The organism is Pseudomonas peradeniyensis (assembly GCF_014268935.2).
Lineage (GTDB): Bacteria > Pseudomonadota > Gammaproteobacteria > Pseudomonadales > Pseudomonadaceae > Aquipseudomonas > Aquipseudomonas peradeniyensis.
The window spans coordinates 89,545-110,449 of record NZ_JABWRJ020000002.1 but is presented as its reverse complement, the minus strand read 5'-3'; the positions used below and the strand labels follow the sequence as shown (position 1 = coordinate 110,449).

The 20,905-nt window shown below is 65.2% G+C and carries 15 protein-coding genes; 3 read left to right on the top strand and 12 right to left on the bottom strand.

Annotation, left to right across the window (positions count from 1 at the left end; all coding sequences use genetic code 11):
• Window positions 1–17 precede the first annotated feature (17 nt).
• The gene (locus HU751_RS10000; protein ID WP_186732467.1) at window positions 18–821 is read left to right on the top strand and encodes a hypothetical protein; all 804 of its coding nucleotides are present in this window, start codon (window positions 18–20) and stop codon (window positions 819–821) included.
• On the opposite strand, the gene HU751_RS09995 is transcribed toward HU751_RS10000, so the two are convergent.
• Window positions 778–1,701, bottom strand: a complete 924-nt coding sequence (locus HU751_RS09995; protein WP_186732466.1) for a LysR family transcriptional regulator — start codon at window positions 1,699–1,701, stop codon at window positions 778–780. The two genes, HU751_RS10000 and HU751_RS09995, sit on opposite strands and share 44 nt — an antisense overlap.
• A 122-nt stretch (window positions 1,702–1,823) precedes the next feature.
• On the opposite strand from HU751_RS09995, the gene HU751_RS09990 reads away from it, so the two are divergent.
• A complete protein-coding gene (locus HU751_RS09990) occupies window positions 1,824–3,065 on the top strand; it encodes an MFS transporter (protein ID WP_186732465.1) in 1,242 nt (413 codons plus the stop codon).
• A gap of 120 nt (window positions 3,066–3,185) precedes the next feature.
• Here HU751_RS09990 and HU751_RS09985 read toward each other — a convergent pair whose 3' ends face one another.
• The 11 genes from HU751_RS09985 to pilM all read right to left on the bottom strand — a co-directional run bounded on the left by HU751_RS09985 (window position 3,186) and on the right by pilM (window position 18,219).
• Window positions 3,186–3,533 (bottom strand): YgiW/YdeI family stress tolerance OB fold protein, encoded by a 348-nt coding sequence (locus HU751_RS09985; protein WP_186732464.1) that lies wholly within the window; start codon window positions 3,531–3,533, stop codon window positions 3,186–3,188.
• A 115-nt stretch (window positions 3,534–3,648) separates the two neighbouring features.
• A complete protein-coding gene (hemE, locus tag HU751_RS09980; RefSeq protein WP_050707338.1) occupies window positions 3,649–4,713 on the bottom strand; it encodes a uroporphyrinogen decarboxylase in 1,065 nt (354 codons plus the stop codon).
• A 193-nt stretch (window positions 4,714–4,906) separates the two neighbouring features.
• Complete coding sequence (locus tag HU751_RS09975) at window positions 4,907–6,325, bottom strand: FAD-dependent oxidoreductase (protein WP_050707339.1); 1,419 nt, start codon at window positions 6,323–6,325, stop codon at window positions 4,907–4,909.
• A gap of 106 nt (window positions 6,326–6,431) precedes the next feature.
• On the bottom strand, window positions 6,432–10,877 hold the full coding sequence (gltB, locus tag HU751_RS09970; protein ID WP_186732463.1) for a glutamate synthase large subunit: 4,446 nt from the start codon (window positions 10,875–10,877) through the stop codon (window positions 6,432–6,434).
• A gap of 374 nt (window positions 10,878–11,251) precedes the next feature.
• Complete coding sequence (locus HU751_RS09965; RefSeq protein ID WP_186732462.1) at window positions 11,252–12,865, bottom strand: AAA family ATPase; 1,614 nt, start codon at window positions 12,863–12,865, stop codon at window positions 11,252–11,254.
• 15 nt (window positions 12,866–12,880) lie between these two features.
• Window positions 12,881–13,978: a 3-dehydroquinate synthase gene (gene aroB, locus HU751_RS09960; protein WP_186732461.1), complete on the bottom strand. Its 1,098-nt coding sequence runs from the start codon at window positions 13,976–13,978 to the stop codon at window positions 12,881–12,883.
• Between the two features lie 95 nt (window positions 13,979–14,073).
• Entirely contained in the window at window positions 14,074–14,592 is a 519-nt protein-coding gene (gene aroK / locus HU751_RS09955) for a shikimate kinase AroK (RefSeq protein ID WP_186712005.1), read from the bottom strand.
• A 4-nt stretch (window positions 14,593–14,596) separates the two neighbouring features.
• Window positions 14,597–15,856: a type IV pilus secretin PilQ gene (locus tag HU751_RS09950; RefSeq protein ID WP_186732460.1), complete on the bottom strand. Its 1,260-nt coding sequence runs from the start codon at window positions 15,854–15,856 to the stop codon at window positions 14,597–14,599.
• Entirely contained in the window at window positions 15,777–16,727 is a 951-nt protein-coding gene (locus HU751_RS09945) for a pilus assembly protein PilP (RefSeq protein WP_186732459.1), read from the bottom strand. Before HU751_RS09945 ends, HU751_RS09950 begins: the two co-directional genes overlap by 80 nt.
• Window positions 16,728–16,786: 59 nt before the next feature.
• Window positions 16,787–17,326, bottom strand: a complete 540-nt coding sequence (locus tag HU751_RS09940; protein ID WP_186732458.1) for a PilN domain-containing protein — start codon at window positions 17,324–17,326, stop codon at window positions 16,787–16,789.
• On the bottom strand, window positions 17,323–18,219 hold the full coding sequence (gene pilM, locus HU751_RS09935) for a type IV pilus biogenesis protein PilM (protein WP_186732457.1): 897 nt from the start codon (window positions 18,217–18,219) through the stop codon (window positions 17,323–17,325). The genes HU751_RS09940 and pilM overlap by 4 nt, the downstream gene beginning before the upstream one ends.
• A 169-nt stretch (window positions 18,220–18,388) precedes the next feature.
• On the opposite strand from pilM, the gene HU751_RS09930 reads away from it, so the two are divergent.
• Window positions 18,389–20,839 carry a penicillin-binding protein 1A gene (locus HU751_RS09930; protein ID WP_437181047.1) on the top strand — a complete coding sequence of 817 codons (2,451 nt, stop codon included), beginning with the start codon at window positions 18,389–18,391 and terminating at the stop codon, window positions 20,837–20,839.
• Window positions 20,840–20,905: the final 66 nt, after the last annotated feature.

The following is a 20,905-nucleotide window of genomic DNA, read 5'->3' as shown; positions in this document are numbered from 1 at the left end:
CCTTTGGAGTGAAAGGAATGACTCGGATCCACCGCCTGTTTGCCGTACTGGCATTGGCCCTGCTGGTCACCGGCTGCACCAGCAAACCCGTGTACAACGCCAAGGAAGCGTTTTCCAGCAACCTCGGCTTCAGCGACGACCAGATGAAACGCGCCATCGTCACCGCCCTCAATGACCGCCAGTGGATCATCCAGTCGGTGCGCCCCGGCATGGTCAAGGCAGAGATCACCGTGCGCGGCCGTCACCACGCCGAGGTCGACATCCCCTACAGCCCCACCGAATTCCAGGTGATCTACCGCAGCAGCTGGGGCCTGGACTACGACGACGGCAAGATTCACGGCAACTACAACCGCTGGGTCAACCGCCTGCGCGACAACATTCTCAAGGAGCTGTCCTTCGACCCGCATATCGAGCACCTGAATGCACAGGGCTTCGTCAACCAGGGCGTGGACGCACCGACCTACCTGAGCTTCCGTGAAGGGGTCAAGCGCGCCACCCAGGCCGGTTTGCTCGATGGCAGCGTGAAGTTCTACCTGGCCGGCGAAAGCCTGCCCGCCTCGACCCGCACCCTCAACCCGGTGAGCAGCAGCCGCAAGACCAATGGCAGCAACAAGGCCGATGAAGATGCCTGCTATTGGGCCCTGCAATCGGCCCTGGCGACCTTGCAGAACGCCGCGCGCAAGGCCAACGCCAACGCCGTGGTGAATATCGCCAGCGTCGACCAGCGCAACCTGTACAAGGACACCGAGAAGTTCCAGTGCCGTGCCGGCCTGCTCGTCACTTCGGTGGCCCTGCGCGGCGACCTGGCCCAGGTGGACTGACCCCGCCCAGCAGCTCGGCGAAGGCCCTGGCCATCGCCGAGCTCGCGCCGGCCCGCTGCACCAGCCATACGGCGGTATCGGCGCCTTCGTCCAGCAGGGTGCGGTAGACCACGCCGTCAATCCGCATACGCTGGAACGATGCCGGCAGCACCGACACCCCCAGCCCCGCCGACACCAGACCGATGATGGTCATCGCCTCGCCCGCTTCCTGGGCGAAGTGCGGGCTGAAGCCGGCCTTACCCGCCAGGCTCATCAGTTGCGCATGCAGGCCGCTGCCATAACTGCGTGGGAAGAACACGAACGGCTCCTGCGCCAACGCCGACATGTGCAAACCCTGTTCACTGCCCATTGCCAGCGGGTGCGAGGCGTTGAGCACAGCCACCAGCGGCTCGCGGAACAGCTCGCTGACCACCAGCCCGTCCGGCACCGGCAGCGGACGCATCAGGCCGACCTCGATGGACTCATCGAACACCCCGTCTACCACCTCGCGGCTGCTCATTTCCTTGAGGTGCAGATGCACCGAAGGAAAGCGTTGGCGAAAGGCATGGATGGCCTGGGGGATGCGCGAGGTGAAAGGCGCCGAGGAGGTGAAGCCAATCTTCATCTCGCCCAGCTCCCCCAACTGCGCCCGCCGCGCCACGTCGGCGGCTTTCTCCACCTGGGCCAGCACCTGGCGCGCTTCCTCGAGGAACAGGCGCCCGGCCTCGCTCAACTCGACCCGGCGGTTGGTGCGCTCGAACAGGCGCGCCCCCAGCTCCTGCTCCAGGGCTTGGATCTGCTGGCTCAACGGGGGCTGGGAGATACCCAGCTGCTGGGCGGCACGACCAAAATGCAGCTCCTCGGCCACGGCAATGAAATAGCGCAGGTGACGCAGCTCCATGATCGACTCCAAACAGGTCGTAAAACGTCTTAAACAGGTCGAACAATATATTGGATCTAATCATTAGCCAGCTATATGCTTTTTCCATCGCAGCACCGGCCCCAGCGCCCGAGGTACCCTCCGTGAGATCCGCCGTAGTCCCCCTATCTACCGAACCCGAGCCTGTCGTCAACGATATCTGGATCGAGAAAGGCTCCCCCGCCTTCATGAAGACCGTGCTGGCCCTGTTCAGTGGTGGCTTCGCCACCTTCGCCCTGCTGTACTGCGTGCAGCCGATGATGCCGCTGCTGTCCCAGGAGTTTTCCATCAACGCCGCGCAGAGCAGTCTGGTGCTGTCGGTGTCCACCGCCATGCTGGCGTTCGGGCTGCTGGTCACCGGGCCGATCTCCGACCGTATCGGGCGCAAGCCGGTGATGGTCTTCGCCCTGCTCTGCGCCGCCCTGTCGACCCTGGCCAGCGCGGTGATGCCGAGCTGGGAGCTGGTGCTGGCGACGCGCGCCCTGGTGGGCCTGTCGTTGAGCGGCCTGGCGGCGGTGGCGATGACCTACCTGAGCGAAGAGATCCACCCGCAGCACATTGGCCTGGCCATGGGCCTGTACATTGGCGGCAACGCCATCGGCGGCATGAGCGGGCGCCTGATTACCGGCGTGCTGATCGACTTCGTCAGCTGGCACACGGCGATGCTCGCCATTGGCGGCCTGGCCCTGGCTGCGGCCCTGGTGTTCTGGAAGGTGCTGCCCGACTCGCGCAACTTCCGGTCCCAGACGCTGAATCCGCGCAGCCTGCTCGACGGCTTCGTCACGCACTTCAGGGATGCCGGGCTGCCCTGGCTGTTCCTCGAGGCCTTCCTGCTGATGGGCGCCTTCGTCACCCTGTTCAACTACATCGGCTACCGCCTGCTGGCCGGGCCCTATCACATGAACCAGGCGCTGGTCGGGTTGCTGTCGGTGGTGTACCTCTCGGGGATCTACAGTTCGGCGCAGGTCGGCGCCCTGGCCGACAAGCTGGGCCGGCGCAAGGTGTTCTGGGCCAGCATCGTGGTGATGGCCGGAGGACTGCTGATGACCCTGGCCAACCCGCTGGCGATGATCATCGTCGGCATGCTGGTGTTCACCTTCGGCTTCTTCGGCGCGCACTCGGTGGCCAGCAGCTGGATCGGCCGCCGGGCGCTCAAGGCCAAGGGGCAGGCTTCGTCGTTGTACCTGTTCTGTTACTACGCGGGGTCGAGCGTGGCGGGGACGGCGGGCGGGGTGTTCTGGCACATGGCGGGGTGGAACGGCATCGGGCTGTTCATCGGCAGCCTGCTGGTGGTGGCGTTGCTGGTGGCGCTGCACTTGAGCAAGTTAGCTCCGAAAACTTCCTGATCGCTGGGGCCGCTTTGCGGCCCTTTCGCGACACACGGCCGCTCCCACATGGGAATGCATTTCCCTGTGGGAGCGGCCTTGTGTCGCGAAAGGGCTGCGCAGCAGCCCCAAAATCTCCGATCAGTTGACGATCTCGACGATATCCACATCCACCTCACGGCTCATCAGGTGCTTCTCCACCTCGCCGGTCAGCTTGACCTTGGTCTTGTCGTTGAACGGCGTCGGCGGCAGGTCTTCGTCGTCGATCTCGACGGTGATGGTGCCGGTGTTGTCCTTGAACTCGTACTTGTCGTCGTTGTTGATCTTCTTGGTCACGTAGCCCTGCAACACCACCGGGGTGTCGTCGGCGGCATCGTTGGCGGCGGCGACCGTGGTCACGGCCTGGGCGCCAGGGCCGGTGTAGCCGGCGGCCAGGGCGGCGGTGCTGAACAGCGGGGCGAGGATCAGGGGCAGGTAACGGGCTTTCATGGTGATCGGGTCCTGTTTGCGTTTTGATGGTCCCAGATTACCGACGATCGCTGAATTGAAACTTAATACAACAAAAAGCCCGGCACTTGGCCGGGCTTCTCGCGTTGCACACCGATTACTGGTGGTACTGCGCCGACAGCTCATGCACGGCGTTGATGAACACGCCGGCGTGCTCCGGATCAACCTCGGGGGTGATGCCATGGCCCAGGTTGAACACATGGCCGCTGCCCTTGCCATAGCTGGCGAGGATCCGCGCAACTTCCTTGCGGATCGCCTCGGGCTTGGCGTACAGCACGGTCGGGTCCATGTTGCCCTGCAGCGCCACCTTGTCGCCGACGCGGCGGCGGGCGTCGCCGATTTCGCAGGTCCAGTCCAGGCCCAGGGCATCGGCACCGGCCTCGGCGATGCTTTCCAGCCACAGGCCGCCGTTCTTGGTGAACAGGATCACCGGTATCTTGCGCCCTTCATGCTCGCGGATCAGGCCGCTGACGATCTTGCGCATGTAGGCCAGGGAGAACTCCTGGTAGGCCGCCGCCGACAGGTTGCCGCCCCAGGTGTCGAAGATCTGCACGGCCTGGGCGCCGGCCAGGATCTGGCCATTGAGGTAGCTGGTGACCGACTGCGCCAGCTTGTCCAACAGCAGGTGCAGGGCCTCGGGGTTGTCGTAGGCCATGGCCTTGGTCTTGCGGAAGTCCTTCGACGAGCCGCCTTCGACCATGTAGGTGGCCAAGGTCCATGGACTGCCGGAGAAGCCGATCAGCGGCACGCGGCCGTTGAGCTCGCGGCGGATGGTGCTGACCGCGTCCATGACGTAGCCCAGGTCCTTCTGCGGGTCGGGAATCGGCAGCGCCTCGATGTCCGCCAGGGTGCTGATGACCTTCTTGAAACGCGGGCCTTCGCCGGTCTCGAAGTACAGGCCCTGGCCCATGGCGTCGGGGATCGTGAGGATGTCCGAGAAGAGGATCGCCGCGTCCAGCGGATAGCGGTCCAGCGGCTGCAGGGTGACCTCGCAGGCGAACTGCGGGTTCATGCACAGGCTCATGAAGTCACCGGCCTTGGCGCGGCTGGCGCGGTACTCCGGCAGGTAGCGGCCGGCCTGGCGCATCATCCATACCGGGGTGACGTCTACGGGTTGCTTGAGCAGTGCACGCAGGAAACGATCGTTCTTCAGGGCAGTCATGTCGGCATCCGGAAAAAAAGTGCGGGCATTTTCTCAGACGCGGGCGCAAAAGGCACGGCCATGGCCATGCGTTTTGTCTATTGGGTGCCTTGGATCAAGCGTTTTTGTATACAAAAAGCATCGCTGGGCAAGCCCGCTCCCACGCTAAAACATGTATAGCGTGGGAGCGGGCTTGCCCCGCGAATAGACCGGATCAGACTTCGAGATAATCCAGGATGCCTTCGGCAGCGGTACGGCCTTCGAAGATCGCCGTCACCACCAAGTCCGACCCCCGCACCATGTCGCCACCGGCAAACACTTTCGGATTGCTGGTCTGGTGCTTGAACTTGCCCTTCTCCGGCGCCACCACGCGGCCCTGGCTGTCCAGCTGGATGCCATGCTGCTCGAACCACGGCGCCGGGCTCGGGCGGAAGCCGAAGGCGATCACCACGGCATCGGCCGGCAGGATCTCCTCGGAGCCCGGGATCGGCTCGGGGCTGCGGCGGCCACGGGCATCCGGCTCGCCGAGGCGGGTCTCGACCACCTTCACGCCTTCGACCTTGTCCTCGCCGACGATGGCGATGGGCTGGCGGTTGTAGAGGAACTTCACGCCCTCTTCCTTGGCGTTCTTCACCTCTTTGCGCGAACCCGGCATGTTGGCTTCGTCACGGCGATAGGCGCAGGTCACGGCCTTGGCACCCTGACGGATCGAGGTGCGGTTGCAGTCCATCGCGGTGTCGCCACCGCCCAGGACCACGACCTTCTTGCCCTGCATGTCGACGAAGTCTTCCGGCGACTTCTCGAAACCGAGGTTGCGGTTGACGTTGGCGATCAGGAAGTCCAGCGCGTCATGCACGCCCGGCAGGTCCTCGCCCGGGAAGCCGCCCTTCATGTAGGTATAGGTACCCATGCCCATGAACACCGCGTCGTACTCGGCGAGCAGCTGCTCCATGCTGATGTCCTTGCCCACCTCGGTGTTCAGGCGGAACTCGATGCCCATGCCGGTGAAGACTTCGCGGCGATTGCTCAACACGGTCTTTTCCAGCTTGAACTCGGGGATGCCGAAGGTCAGCAGGCCGCCGATCTCGGGGTTCTTGTCGAACACCACCGGGGTCACGCCCGCGCGCACCAGCACGTCGGCGCAGCCCAGGCCAGCAGGGCCGGCACCGATGATGGCAACGCGCTTGCCAGTGGGCTTGACCTTGGACATGTCCGGGCGCCAGCCCATGGCGAAGGCGGTGTCGGTGATGTACTTCTCCACCGAGCCGATGGTCACCGCGCCGAAGCCGTCGTTCAGGGTGCAGGCTCCTTCGCACAGACGGTCCTGCGGGCACACACGGCCGCACACTTCCGGCAGGGTGTTGGTCTGGTGCGACAGTTCAGCCGCGGCCAGGATGTTGCCTTCGGAGACCAGCTTCAACCAGTTGGGGATGAAGTTGTGCACCGGGCACTTCCATTCGCAATACGGGTTGCCGCAGCCCAGGCAGCGGTGCGCCTGCTCCACGGACTGCTGCGGCTTGAAGGGTTCGTAGATCTCGACGAACTCCTTCTTGCGCTGGCGCAGCAGTTTTTTCTTCGGGTCCTTGCGGCCCACTTCGATGAACTGGAAGTCGTTGCTCAGACGTTCAGCCATTTTTCAAAACCTCTTTACCGCAGTTGCCGGCCATAAGCCGCAAGCTGCAAGACAATCACTTGAGCAGGACGGGCCCCGCGCACGGGGCCGTCACTTGCAGCTGTTCTTACTGCGGGTTGGCACGGGTGCTGGACAGCAGTTGCTTGAGGTTGGCCGCCTTCGGCTTGACCAGCCAGAAGCGCCGCACGTAGTCGTCCAGGTTCTCGGAGAGCTCACGCCCCCACTCGCTGCCGGTTTCTTCCACGTACTCGCCCAGGACCCGCGCCAGATGGCTGCGGTAAGCCTCCATCGCCTCACCACTGATGCGCTGGATTTCCACCAGCTCGTGGTTGAGCTTGTCGACAAAGCTATTGTCCATGTCGAGCACGTAGGCGAAGCCGCCCGTCATGCCAGAACCGAAGTTGTAACCGGTCTTGCCCAGGACGCAGACAAAGCCGCCGGTCATGTATTCACAGCAGTGATCGCCGGTGCCCTCGACCACAGCGTGGGCGCCGGAGTTACGCACAGCGAAGCGCTCGCCCGCGGTGCCGGCGGCGAACAGCTTGCCGCCGGTGGCACCGTACAGGCAGGTGTTGCCGACGATGGCGCTGTGCTGGGTTTCGAACGGGCTGCCGGCTGGCGGCACGATGGTCAGCTTGCCACCGGTCATGCCTTTGCCGACGTAGTCGTTGGCGTCGCCTTCCAGGTGCAGGTTCAGGCCACCGGCGTTCCAAACGCCGAAGCTCTGGCCAGCGGTGCCCTTGAAGCGGAAGGTGATCGGCGCCGCGGCCATGCCCTGGTTGCCGTGCAGCCTGGCGATTTCGCCGGAGATGCGCGCACCGATGGAGCGGTCGCAGTTGCAGATGTCGAGGCTGAACTCGCCACCGGCCTGGTCGCGGATCGCCGGCAGGGCCATGGCGACCATCTTCTCGGCCAGCTCGCCCTTGTCGAACGGCGGGTTCCTGTCCACTTCGCAGAACTGCGGCTTGTCGGCCGGGATGTGCGAGCTACCCAGCAGCGGCGACAGGTCGAGGTGATGCTGGCGCTCGGTGTCGCCCGGCAGCACGTCGAGCAGGTCGGTGCGGCCGATCAGCTCGCCCAGGCTGCGCACGCCCAGCTTGGCCAGCCACTCACGGGTTTCTTCAGCGACGAAGGTGAAGAAGTTGATCACCATGTCGACGGTGCCGATGTAGTGGTCCTTGCGCAGCTTGTCGTTCTGGGTGGCCACGCCGGTGGCGCAGTTGTTCAGGTGACAGATGCGCAGGTACTTGCAGCCCAGGGCGATCATCGGCGCGGTGCCGAAGCCGAAGCTCTCGGCGCCGAGGATGGCGGCCTTGATCACGTCCAGGCCGGTTTTCAGGCCGCCGTCGGTCTGCACCCGTACCTTGCCGCGCAGATCGTTGCCGCGCAGGGTCTGGTGGGTTTCGGCCAGGCCCAGCTCCCACGGTGCGCCGGCATACTTGATCGAGGTCAGCGGCGAAGCACCGGTGCCACCGTCGTAGCCGGAGATGGTGATCAGGTCGGCGTAGGCCTTGGCCACGCCGGCGGCGATGGTGCCGACGCCGGCTTCTGCCACCAGCTTGACCGACACCAGGGCCTGCGGATTGACCTGCTTGAGGTCGTAGATCAGCTGGGCCAGGTCTTCGATCGAGTAGATGTCATGGTGCGGCGGCGGCGAGATCAGGGTCACGCCCGGCACCGCGTAGCGCAGCCGCGCGATCAGGCCGTTGACCTTGCCGCCCGGCAGCTGGCCGCCCTCGCCGGGCTTGGCGCCCTGGGCCACCTTGATCTGCAGCACCTCGGCATTGACCAGGTACTCAGGGGTCACGCCGAAGCGGCCGGTGGCCACCTGCTTGATCTTCGAGCTCTTGATGGTGCCGTAGCGGGCCGGGTCTTCACCGCCCTCGCCGGAGTTGGAGCGCGCGCCCAGGCGGTTCATGGCCTCGGCCAGGGCCTCGTGGGCCTCCGGCGACAGCGCGCCCAGGGAGATGCCGGCAGAGTCGAAGCGCTTGAGGATGTCCTCCAGCGGCTCGACCTGCTCCAGCGCCAGCGGCTGCTCGGCGACCTTGACCTTGAGCAGGTCGCGGATCATCGACACCGGACGCTGGTCGACCAGCGTGGTGTATTCCTTGAACTTGGCGTAGTCGCCCTGCTGCACGGCGGCCTGCAGGGTGTTGACCACGTCCGGGTTGTAGGCGTGGTATTCGCCGCCGTGGACGAACTTGAGCAGACCACCCTGCTGGATCGGCTTGCGCGCGCTCCAGGCCTCGGCGGCCAGCAGTTTCTGGTCGCCTTCAAGGTCGACGAAACGCGCCCCCTTGATGCGGCTCGACACGCCCTTGAAGCTCAGGCCGACCACTTCCTCGGCCAGGCCCACGGCTTCGAACAGCTGGGCGCCACGGTACGAGGCGATGGTGGAGATGCCCATCTTCGACAGGATCTTCAGCAAGCCCTTGGAGATGCCCTTGCGGTAGTACTTGAAGACTTCGTCCAGGTCGCCCAGCACTTCGCCAGTGCGGATCAGGTCGGCCAGCACTTCGTAGGCCAGGTACGGGTAGACGGCCGAGGCGCCGAAGCCCAGCAGCACGGCGAAGTGGTGCGGGTCACGGGCGGTGGCGGTCTCGACCAGGATGTTGCTGTCGCAGCGCAGGCCCTGTTCGGTCAGGCGATGGTGCACCGCGCCGACGGCCAGCGAGGCGTGCACCGGCAGCTTGCCCGGGGCGATGTAGCGGTCGCTCAGCACCAGCTGGGTCTTGCCGCCGCGCACGGCCTCCTCGGCCTGGTCGGCGATGTTGCGGATGGCCGCTTCCAGGCCGACGCTCTCTTCATAGTTGAGGTCGATCAGCTGGCGGTCGAAGCCTTCGCGCTCCAGGTTCATCAGCGAACGCCACTTGGCGGGCGAGATGACCGGCGAACTGAGGATCACCCGCGAGGCGTGCTCGGGGGACTCCTGGAAGATGTTGCGCTCGGCGCCCAGGCAGATCTCCAGGGACATGACGATCGCCTCGCGCAGCGGGTCGATCGGCGGGTTGGTCACCTGGGCGAACTGCTGGCGGAAGAAATCGTACGGCGAGCGCACGCGCTGCGACAGCACGGCCATCGGCGTGTCGTCACCCATCGAGCCGACCGCTTCCTGACCCTGCTCGCCCAGCGGGCGCAGCACCTGGTCACGCTCCTCGAAGGTGACCTGGAACATCTTCATGTATTGCTTGAGCTGGTCGGCGTCGTAGCTGGCCACGCCCTGGTCGTCGCTCAGCGTCGCCTGGATGCGCGTGGCGTGCTGGCGCAGCCAGCGCTTGTACGGGTGGCGCGACTTCAGGCGGTTATCGATGGCGTCGGTGTCGAGGATCTGCCCGGTCTCGGTGTCCACGGCGAGGATCTGGCCCGGGCCGACACGGCCCTTGGCCAGGACTTCCTCCGGCAGGTAGCCCCATACGCCGATTTCCGAGGCGATGGTGATGTAGCCGTTGGTGGTGGTCACCCAGCGCGCCGGGCGCAGGCCGTTGCGGTCGAGCAGGCACACCGCGTGGCGGCCTTCGGTCATGACGATGCCGGCCGGGCCGTCCCACGGCTCCATGTGCATGGAGTTGTATTCGTAGAAGGCGCGCAGGTCGGCGTCCATGGTCTCGACGTTCTGCCAGGCTGGCGGCACCAGCATGCGCACGCCCCGGAACAGGTCGATGCCGCCGGTGACCATCAGCTCGAGCATGTTGTCCATGCTCGAAGAGTCGGAACCGACACGGTTGACCAGCGGGCCGAGCTCTTCGAGGTCGGGGATCAGGTCGTTGGCGAACTTGGTGCGCCGGGCCATGGCCCAGTTGCGGTTGCCGGTGATGGTGTTGATCTCGCCGTTGTGGGCGAGGAAGCGGAAGGGCTGGGCCAGCGGCCACTTCGGCAGGGTGTTGGTGGAGAAGCGCTGGTGGAACACGCAGATCGCGGTCTGCAGGCGCTCGTCGCCCAGGTCCGGATAGAACGCCGCAAGATCGCGCGGCATCATCAGGCCTTTGTAGATGATGGTCTTGTGCGAGAAGCTGCAGATGTAGTGGTCGGTGTCGTGGGCGTTGGCCACGGACGAGCGGCGACGGGCACTGAACAGCTTGATGGCGAATTCCTGGTCGCTCAGGCCTTCGCCGCCGATGAACACCTGCTCGATCTGCGGCAGGCGCTCCAGGGCCAGGCGGCCGAGGACGCTGGTGTCGATCGGCACCTTGCGCCAGCCGACCAGCTTGAGGCCGGCGTTGACGATCTCGCGGTCCATGTTGGCGCGGGCAGCCTGGGCTTTGACCGGGTCCTGGTTGAAGAACACCATGCCGACGGCGTACTGCCTGGGCAGCTCGACGGCGAAGTGCTCCTGGGCCACGGCACGCAGGAATTGATCGGGCTTCTGCATGAGCAGACCGCAACCGTCGCCGGTCTTGCCGTCGGCGTTGATGCCGCCGCGGTGGGTCATGCAGGTCAGCGCCTGCATGGCGGTTTGCAGAAGGTGGTGACTCGGCTGCCCCGTCATATGGGCGATCAGGCCGAAACCACAGTTGTCCTTGAATTCTTCGGGATGGTACAGACCTGTTTTCATAGACACTTTCTCACCAGGTTCACCTCTCAACCGGAGGCAAATCTCTTTTTTAACAACCACTTACCATCCACGCCGATCAAACGCCAGCTTTTTTGCGGTGGTCATGGAAAACCATTGTTGCACAGCGACAGCGACGCCCACAAATTTTCATGTCTCACCATTGAAAATTTATGTCGCAATTTTGAATGTTTTTACGCCATGCGCCGTGATAGCGGCTTGGCTAGAGTCTGAAGCGTTTCAGCCATGACTGCAACACAGGGCTTGTGGCCGGCAGTCTGGGACAGAAAAGCCTGCCGCGCTCGGGCGCAGCAGGCTGATCGAAAGCTAGAAGTCGCTCAGCAACTGGGCGGCGGGGTGGTGCCGCCCGGAAGGTATCAGCGGGCCGTGGCCAGCTCTTGTTGGACGCTGCCGACGGTACGTGGCCAAGGTTTACCAGCCTGGACCTTGGCTGGCAAGTTCTTGATTGCCGCAGCAGCGGCGTCGCGGCTGGCGAAGTTGCCGTAGGTGACGACAAACAGCGGCTTGCCCTGCAGGTTTTTCTTGAAGTAGCGATAGTCGCCACCCTGTGCCTTGACGAAGGACTGGGCCGACGCCTCGGAACTGGTGCCGAAGATCTGCACCACGTAATTGCCCGGTTTCTGGCCGGCATACCAGCTACTGTTGCCGGCACCACCCGCGGTTGGTTTCTCGGCAGGCTTGCTGGCGGGCTTGGCGCTGGCGACCTGGGTCGGGGCCGGGGCCGGCTTGGCAGGTGCAACCGGTTTTGCCGGCTGGGTTGCGACAGGCCTCGGCGCAGGCGCAACCGGCTGTACCGGAGCGGTGGTCACCGGCTGGGCAGGGGCCGGTGCCGGGCTGGCGGTGGCACCTTGCGGCGGCGCGATGGTGGTCACGGTCGGCGGCACGGCGGCCGATGGCGCGGCAGGTTGCAGGGCGGTATCACCCGCAGGCCCACCCTCTTCGCCCTCGCCCATGCCGGCAGCCTGGGCCAGCGGCTCGCGCATCACCGGCTGCGACTGGCCGACCAGCGGCAGCGGCATCGGCTGCGAGGAGCCGGAGAACTCGATGGCGGGCGCGCCGCCCTGGCCCAGTGGCAGTTGCGCCTGGGCGGCCGGTGCTTCGGTCGGAGCCTTGTCGCCCTTCTTGGGCATCAGGACCGCCGCACCAACGGCGACCACGACCACAGCGGACAACGCGAGCACGTGTTTCTTAGGCATTTTGAACCCCATGGATGGTCGCTTGACCGTGGTACGGCTGGCGATCATGGCTTCGATCAAGGTATCGCGGGCGACCTGGTTGATGTTCCCAGGCCAACCGTCGGAGTTTTCGTGGATGTCGACGATCTGCTCGGCGCTGAACACCTCGATGCCCCGGCCTGCGCCTTCCAGGCGCTGCTCCAGGTACTCGCGGGTCTCTTCCTCGCTGTACGGGGCCAACTCGATGACATGGAAGCGCTCGCCATCGGTATTGAGTTCTTCCAGCCCGGCAATCAGCGAAGGTTCGCCGAACAGGAACACATGCGGGCGCCCTTCGGCCACACCTGCCGCCAACTCCAGCAACGCTTGGAGTGCCGACTCGTCGAGTTGTTCCGCATCGTCCACCAGCAGATAGACTTCCTGTCCGGTCAGCGCCAGCTGCACCACCTGCGACAGGATCGCCTGCACCTCCGGCTGCGCCACGTTCAGCGACTGCGCCACCTGGCCCAGCACGCTGGCCGCATCACTGGCGCCACGCGCGGACACCACCACGCTCTGCACCGACTGCTTGTTGGTGCTGGCCACCAGAGCCTGGCGCAGCAGGGTCTTGCCGCTGCCCACCGGGCCGCTGACCACCAGCATCAGCTGGCTGTAGCGCGCCAGGTGGTGCAGCTGGCCGAGCACGGGTTTGCGCTGGGCGGGGAAGAACTTGAAGCCGGGCACTCGCGGTGCGAACGGATCGTGGCTCAACTGGTAATGGTCGAGGAACGCCTCATCGGCATGCAGACTGGTCATTGCGTTGTCACAACCTCAAAGCTGGGCCACGATCGCGCGGTAATCCGCCGCCAGGGTGGCCTGTAGAATCTCTGTCGAATAGTCGTCGGTGACGACGGCCTCGCCCAGCTGGCGCAGCAGCACCAGGCGCAGGCGCCCGTCGAGCACTTTCTTGTCGACCGCCATGTGCTCCATGAAATGCGCCGGGGTCATTTCCTGTGGTGGCACCACCGGCAATCCTGCGTCCTGCAGCAGGCGAATTCCGCGATCACGCGCCGGCTGGTCGATCCAGCCCAGGCGCATGGACATTTCCAGGGCCATGACCGTGCCAGCCGCCACGGCTTCGCCGTGCAGCCAGACGCCATAGCCCATGTGTGTTTCGATGGCATGGCCGAAGGTATGGCCAAGGTTGAGCGTGGCACGCACGCCCGACTCGCGCTCATCGGCGCCGACCACGGCGGCCTTGGCCGCGCAGGAGCGGCGGATGGCCTCGGTCAGGGCGGCGGAGTCCAGGGCGCGCAACGCCTGCATATTGTCTTCGAGCCAGGCGAGGAACGGCTTGTCGCAGATCAGGCCGTACTTGATGACTTCGGCCAGGCCCGCGGACAGCTCGCGTCCGGGCAGGGTCTTCAGGCTGGTGGTGTCGATCAGCACCGCGTTGGGCTGATAGAAGGCACCGACCATGTTCTTGCCCAGCGGGTGGTTGATGCCGGTCTTGCCGCCCACCGACGAGTCCACCTGGGACAGCAGCGTGGTCGGTACCTGGATGAAGTCGACGCCGCGCTGGTAGCAGGCCGCGGCAAAGCCGGCCATGTCGCCGATCACTCCGCCCCCCAGGGCGACCACGGTGGTGCGACGGTCATGGCGGGCGGTGAGCAGGGCGTCGAAGATCAGTTGCAGGGTTTCCCAGTTCTTGTGGGCCTCGCCGTCGGGCAACACCACGGGCAGCACCGAGTAGGCGCCCAGGGTCTTGCTCAGGCGTTCGAGGTACAGGGGCGCGACGGTCTCGTTGGAGACAATGGCGACCTGCCGCCCGGCAATGTGCGGCGCCAGCAGCTCGGGCTGGTCCAGCAGGCCTTCGCCAATGTAGATCGGGTAGCTACGTTCGCCCAGGTCGACCTTTAGTGTCTGCATGTATCCCCACAATATGCTTGGACGCGGCGGCGGTGCGGCCCCGCGCGGTGACGTTCAGCCCCGTCTCGGCGTTGGTCGCCGAGGATAGACCCCGCTCAGCGGGGCGGCAACTTCTGCAGGCGCTCGAGAATGTCGAGCACCACCATGCGTGGTGGCCGTTCGTCGGTTTCCACCACCAGGTCGGCGATTTCGCGATAGAGCGGGTCGCGCGTTTCCAGCAGGGCGCGCAACGTGGCTTCCGGGTTGGCGGTGCGCAACAGCGGCCGGTTGCGGTCACGGGAAGTGCGCCCCACCTGCTGCTCCACCGAGGCGTGCAGGTAGACCACCCGTCCGCCGGCACGCAGCGCCGCACGGTTGGCATCGCGCATCACCGCGCCGCCACCGGTGGCCAGGACCACGCCATCGAGCGCGCTGAGCTCGGCGATCATCGCCTGCTCGCGGTCACGGAAGCCCGGTTCGCCTTCCTTGTCGAAGATCCACGGGATGTTGGCGCCGGTTCGCAGTTCGATTTCCTTGTCGGAATCCTTGAACAGCAGGCGCAGCTCTTTGGCCAACAGGCGCCCGATGGTGCTTTTACCAGCGCCCATGGGCCCCACAAGTATCAAATTTCGCACAGAATCAACGACTCACAGCAATCGCCTGGTCACTCATGATACGCGGAGTCAGGAAGACCAGCAGCTCGGATTTTTTCTCTTGTAATGCATCGCGTCGAAACAGCCGCCCAACATACGGCAGATCGCCAAAAAATGGCACCTTGTCGACCACTTTGTTCTGCGACGTCGAGTACACGCCACCAATCACAATGGTCTGCCCATCGGTCACCCGCACCTTGGCGTTGACCTCGTTCTTGCGGATCGGCGGCACATCGTTGAGGGCATTGATGAAGTCCGGCTCATCCTTGGTCACCCGCACCGCCATGATCACCTTGCCGTCCGGCGTGATCTGCGGGGTCACCTCCAGCGACAGGGACGCCTCGCGGAAAGAGACCGACGTGGCGCCGCTGCGGGTGGTTTCCTGGTAGGGCACTTCGGTGCCCTTGAGTATGCGCGCGGTTTCCTTGTCGGCCGTGACCACCTTTGGCTGGGAGATGATCTCGCCATTGCCGCTTTTTTCCATGGCGCTGAGCTCCAGGTCGAGCAGGATATCGCTGCGCAGCAGCCCCACCCCGAGCCCGGCAGCGGCGCGTTCGACGCCGAGATCGACGAACAGGTCGCTGCCCAACTGGCGATCCGTGCCATACAGAGGGCCACCCCAGCGCACGCCCAGGGCCTTTTCATAATCGACATTGGCCTCGACGATCCGGGCCTCGATCATGACCTGGCGCACCGGCACATCCAGTTGCGTGACCAGGCTGCGCAGTTCGGCGAGCCGGGCGGCAGGCTGAGTGGCTACCAGGGTATTGGTGCGGGCGTCCACACTGAGGCTGCCACGCCCAGCCAGGGCACCGTCATCGGCCAGGCTCGACAGCAGCAGCTCCGCCAGCTCGCCGGCCTTGGCATGGAAGACAGGGATCAATTCACGCTGCAGTGGCTCTAGCAATACCTCCTGACGCATGTCCTGGGTTTGCCCGGCGAGCTCGGCCACGGGAGCGACCAACAGCACATTCCCCTCCTGGCGCCTGCCCAGCCCCTTGCTGCGCAGCACCAGGTCAAGCGCCTGATCCCAGGGCACATCCTCCAGACGCAGGGTTATCCGCCCCTGCACCGAGTCGCCCGCCACCAGGTTGATGCCCGCGTGGTCGGCCATGACCTGAAGCACCGAACGCAATTCGACGTCCTGGAAGTTGAGCGACATCGGCTCACCCTGAAACGTCTCGGCCTGCGCCATCGGCAGCCCCAGCATCAATAGCGCGCCGCTCCACCATCGCCTCGGTCTCATCCCTGACCTCTCCTTGCTCACGCGTTCCTAGAACCAGATACCTGGGTCGCGCCTGCCAGCGACCATCGATGTAGATCCGCTCGTGGACCTCCACCCGATCGACATCGATGGCCACCACGACACCCCCTTCGAGCCCCAGCCGCTCGCCTGCCGCGATCCGATACAGGCGACCTGCGGAGCGCAGCAATGCCTGTCGCCGCCCTGCCCGGGAGAGGCTGCCGACCATCTCCAGCCGTGCCAAAGGAACATGCGCCGGCCCACTGCCCTCTTGCGGAAGCGACCAGGCCCGGAACGGATCGAATACCGTCCTCGACAAGCCTGCCTGGGCCCGCTCATCCGCCAATGACGCCGGAACCGGCAGCTCTTCCCCAGGGTGGTAGGCATGCAGTCGTAACAGAGCATCAACTCGCCCGACACCCTCATCCTTCAGGGCCAACCTGAGCCGTTCCACGCTCAACAGACGCAATTGCTGCAGCCATTGCTCCAGCCACAGGCGCAGCGCCGGATACTGTCCAGACACCGCGATTTCCAGCGGTTGCACTCGATACACTGAAGCCTGCTGCGCCTCCTGCACTTCGACTCGCTTGAATACCAGGCCATGCTCATGCCCCGATAACGCCAGCTGGTCGAGCAGCTCGCTCATGCCCTCTCCCGCAGCCAGCCGCCATCGTGCCGCCTGCAAAAGCGCCCGTGCATGCTCGAGCGCCTGCTGCTCGACACCCAGTTCGACGAGGCGCGCCCTGCGCTCTTCCTGTTCGCCCTGTAGCTGGAGCTGCAGTCGGACAGACTCGACATGCCCCAGAACCGGATCACGCAGACGAACCAGGTAGCCCACGCCAGCCACCATGAGCGCGAGCAACAGGCACACCATGGCCCTCAGCACTCCCGACCGGCCAGCTAGCGCCTGCCAGTCAAGGGGCCACAGGCGGTTCACGACTCACCCGCCAGCAATCGCGCCGCCAGCAGGAACTCGTCCCCCTGGAGATGGCGCCTGAGGTGAACGAGTTCGAGGTCCCGCACCATGCCCACTTGTTCCAGATCGCGCATGAACCGGGCGACCACCGACGCAGAGGCTGCCAGACCGCCCAGGCGCAAACGCCCTGCCTCGACATCCACCTCCGTCAAGCGAGCCCCTTCTGGCAGGGCCTGTTCAAGGGCGAGGAACAGGCCAGGCATCTGCGACCGCCCGGCCCCCAGAGCGGACACTGCGGCATGCTCGGCCTGCAGCGCCTCCCGCCTGCCGCGCAGCTGATCGACCTGCCTCAATGTGGTATCGAGCCGCTCGAGCTCCGCCTGATGCGAAGCAACGATCAGTGCTTGCCTGGCCAGACGCGAGCGCGCCATCTGATCGAGCCATGTGACCCCGCACAGGGCCACCGCCAGGGTGACGATCAGCAAAGCCTGGAACCGCCGTACAGCCCTGGCCCTGCATTGCTCGCGCCAAGGCATCAGGTTCAGTCTCGCCATCATGCCCGACCTCCCATTGCCAGCCCGCAGGCCAGCACCATCGAAGCTGCGCGCGGGCCATCCCTCCCCGGGAGGCCGGCCAGAGGGCGCGGGCAACCCACCTGGCATTTCACGCCCAATCGCTCTCGCAAATACGCCGCCCGCTCTGCATCAGCAGCGCAGCCGAACAGGACAACTTCTTCTACGCGTGCCTGCTTACCCAACCGCCAGAGATCATCGACAGCCTCATCCCATTGCGCTGGCGAACCCAGGGCAAGCCGCTGTCGTTGCGGCGCGGGGCTGCCGTGCCAGCGGTGCATGACCACTTCGCCCGGCTCCAACTGCAGCAGTACCGCTCCACGAGCCGGCACCTCAGGCAGCAGCGCTCTCCGTAGCGCGAAGCTGTCCACTTCGACGGCCTCAAGCTGCAATCCGGCCCTGGTGAACACCCGCTCCAGCGGATCGAGCTGGCTTTGCCGACAGGCCACCACCAGTACCTCGAACTGTCCGGGATCGTTGGCGCATGCACCCTGCACCCAGAAGTCCAGGGCCAGATCCTCCAGCGGGAAGGGGAAAAGTTGCTCGGCCTGTGCCAGCACGGCGGCCTCGACATCAAGGTCGGCCAGCCCAACAGGTAACCGGCAAACCTTGCAGATGACCTGAGAGGCGGGCAATGCCAGGGCGACCCGAAACTGCCTCGTCCGACATTGAACATGGGCCCGCCGCAATCCCAGCACCAACCCCTCTGCCTCGTCGGATGCGGCACTGTCAGGCAGCGCAGGCTCGAAGCGTTCCTGCGCCCACCCCTGTACACGCCAACCGACGCGCTGACGGTGCAGATGCAGCATTCGTATGGAATCGGAGGCAATTTCCACCCCCAGCAGTGAACCGGCGTCCCTACCAAAGCGTCCAAGCATGGCTGTTCCTTCCTGGTCATCGGCAGCCCGCGCCGTTGCGGCGCGAGCGGTCGTCCCGCGCCCCGGGCGGTCACCCGGTGGGACGAAAAATGCTTATAATGGCCAGCGTTTTTCTGTCCGCCGGCCCCGCGCGCAATCCACTCCTCAACCTGGACACCCAAAAGCCTTGATACGTCTGCTGAAGTTCTTCTGGTGGTCTCTCGTCGCCGTCATCTGCGCGCTCGTGCTCGGTGTGAGCGGTGCGTTTCTGTATCTTAGCCCCAGCCTGCCCTCGGTCGACTCGCTCAGAAGCGTCCAGTTGCAAATCCCCCTGAGGGTGTACAGCAGCGACGGCAAGCTGATTGCCGAGTTCGGCGAAATGCGGCGCTCGCCGATCAAGTTCCAGGAAATTCCCCCACAGTTCATCCAGGCGCTTCTGTCCGCCGAAGACGACAATTTCCTCAACCATTACGGGGTCGATCCGAGCAGCCTGATGCGCGCGGCATCGCAGCTGCTCAAGTCCGGGCACATCCAGACCGGCGGCAGCACCATCACCATGCAGGTGGCGAAGAACTTCTTCCTCACCAGCGAGCGCAGCTTCTCGCGCAAGACCAACGAGATCCTGCTGGCCCTGCAGATCGAGCGCGAGCTGACCAAGGACGAGATCCTCGAGCTCTACGTCAACAAGATCTACCTGGGCAACCGCGCCTATGGCATCGATGCCGCGGCGCAGGTGTACTACGGCAAGTCGATCCGCGACGTGAGCCTGGCGCAGATGGCGATGATCGCCGGCCTGCCCAAGGCACCATCGCGCTTCAACCCGCTGGCCAACCCGGTACGCGCCAAGGAGCGCCGCGACTGGATCCTCGGGCGCATGTACAAGCTCGGCAAGATCGACGAAGCCAGCTACCAGGCGGCCCTGGCCGAACCGCTGAACGCCAGCTACCACGTGCCGACCCCGGAAGTGAACGCCCCCTACGTCGCCGAGATGGCCCGCGCCGAGATGGTCGGCCGTTACGGCAGCGACGCCTACACCGAAGGCTTCCGCGTCACCACCACGGTACCGAGCGACATGCAGCAGATGGCCAACAGCGCGGTGCTCAACGGCCTCAGCGAGTACGACGAGCGCCACGGCTACCGCGGCCCCGAGGCACGCTTCCCGGGCAAGACCCGTGCGGCCTGGCTGCAGGAACTGGGCAAGCAACGCACCCTCGGTGGCCTGGAGCCGGCCATCGTCACCCAGGTCGAGAAGACCGGCCTCAAGGTGATGACCCGTGGCGGCCTGGAAGAGAATGTGGCCTGGGACACCATGAAGTGGGCGCGCCCGTACCTCAGCAGCAATTCGCAGGGGCGTTCGCCGCAATCGCCGGCCGATGTAGCCCAGGTCGGCGACCTGGTGCGCCTGCAGCGCCTGGAGGACGGCAAGCTCAAGTTCAGCCAGGTGCCCGGCGCCCAGAGCGCCCTGGTCACCCTCGACCCTTACAACGGCGCCATCCGCGCCCTGGTCGGCGGCTTCTCCTTCGAGCAGAGCAACTACAACCGCGCCATGCAGGCCAAGCGCCAGCCGGGTTCGAGCTTCAAGCCCTTCGTCTACAGCGCCGCGCTGGACAACGGCTACACCGCCGCCAGCCTGGTCAACGACGCGCCGATCGTGTTCGTCGACGAGTACCTGGACAAGGTCTGGCGCCCGAAGAACGACACCAACACCTTCCTCGGCCCGATCCGCATGCGCGAGGCGCTGTACAAGTCGCGTAACCTGGTTTCGATCCGCCTGCTGCAGGCCATGGGCGTGGACCGCACCATCGACTACATCGCCAAGTTCGGCTTCAACAAGCAGGACCTGCCGCGCAACCTGTCGCTGGCACTGGGCACCGCGACCCTGACACCGATGGAGATCGCCACCGGCTGGAGCACCTTCGCCAACGGCGGCTACAAGATCAGCCCCTACCTGATCGAGCGCGTCGAAAGCCGCAACGGCGAAACCCTGTTCACCGCCAACCCGGCACGGGTGCCCCAGGGCAGCCAGGACCAGGCCGGCCTCGCAGCCCCCGAGCAGGCGATCAGCGTCGCGCCGATGCCGGGCGAAGCACCGTCGGCCCTCGGCCAGGTCGCCCCGGCACCGCAGGTACCCGCCGTGGCCGAGCAGATCATCGACGGCCGCACCTCGTACATTCTCACCAGCATGCTGCAGGATGTGATCAAGCGCGGCACCGGCCGCCGCGCCCTGGCCCTCGGCCGCGCGGACCTGGCGGGCAAGACCGGTACCACCAACGAGTCCAAGGACGCCTGGTTCTCCGGCTACAACGCCGACTACGTCACCACCGTCTGGGTCGGCTTCGACCAGCCGGAAACCCTGGGCCGACGCGAGTACGGCGGCACCGTGGCGCTGCCGATCTGGATGAGCTTCATGGGTGCGGCGCTGAAGGACAAGCCTGAGCACGCGCCGGCCGAACCTGAAGGCATTCTCAGCCTGCGCGTCGACCCGGTCAGCGGCCGCGCCGCCACGCCGAGCACGCCGAATGCCTACTTCGAGCTGTTCAAGGCCGAGGACTCGCCGCCTTCGGTGGACGAACTGGGCAATGGCGCCGCACCTGGCAGCCCTCTGCCAGCAGATGAAGCAGCGCCGATGGACCTGTTCTGAAGCAGAGTGCCTGGTTAAGGTTTTGCGTGGGCGCGTAAATCGAGCGCCGCCCGCGCAGCGCTCGAT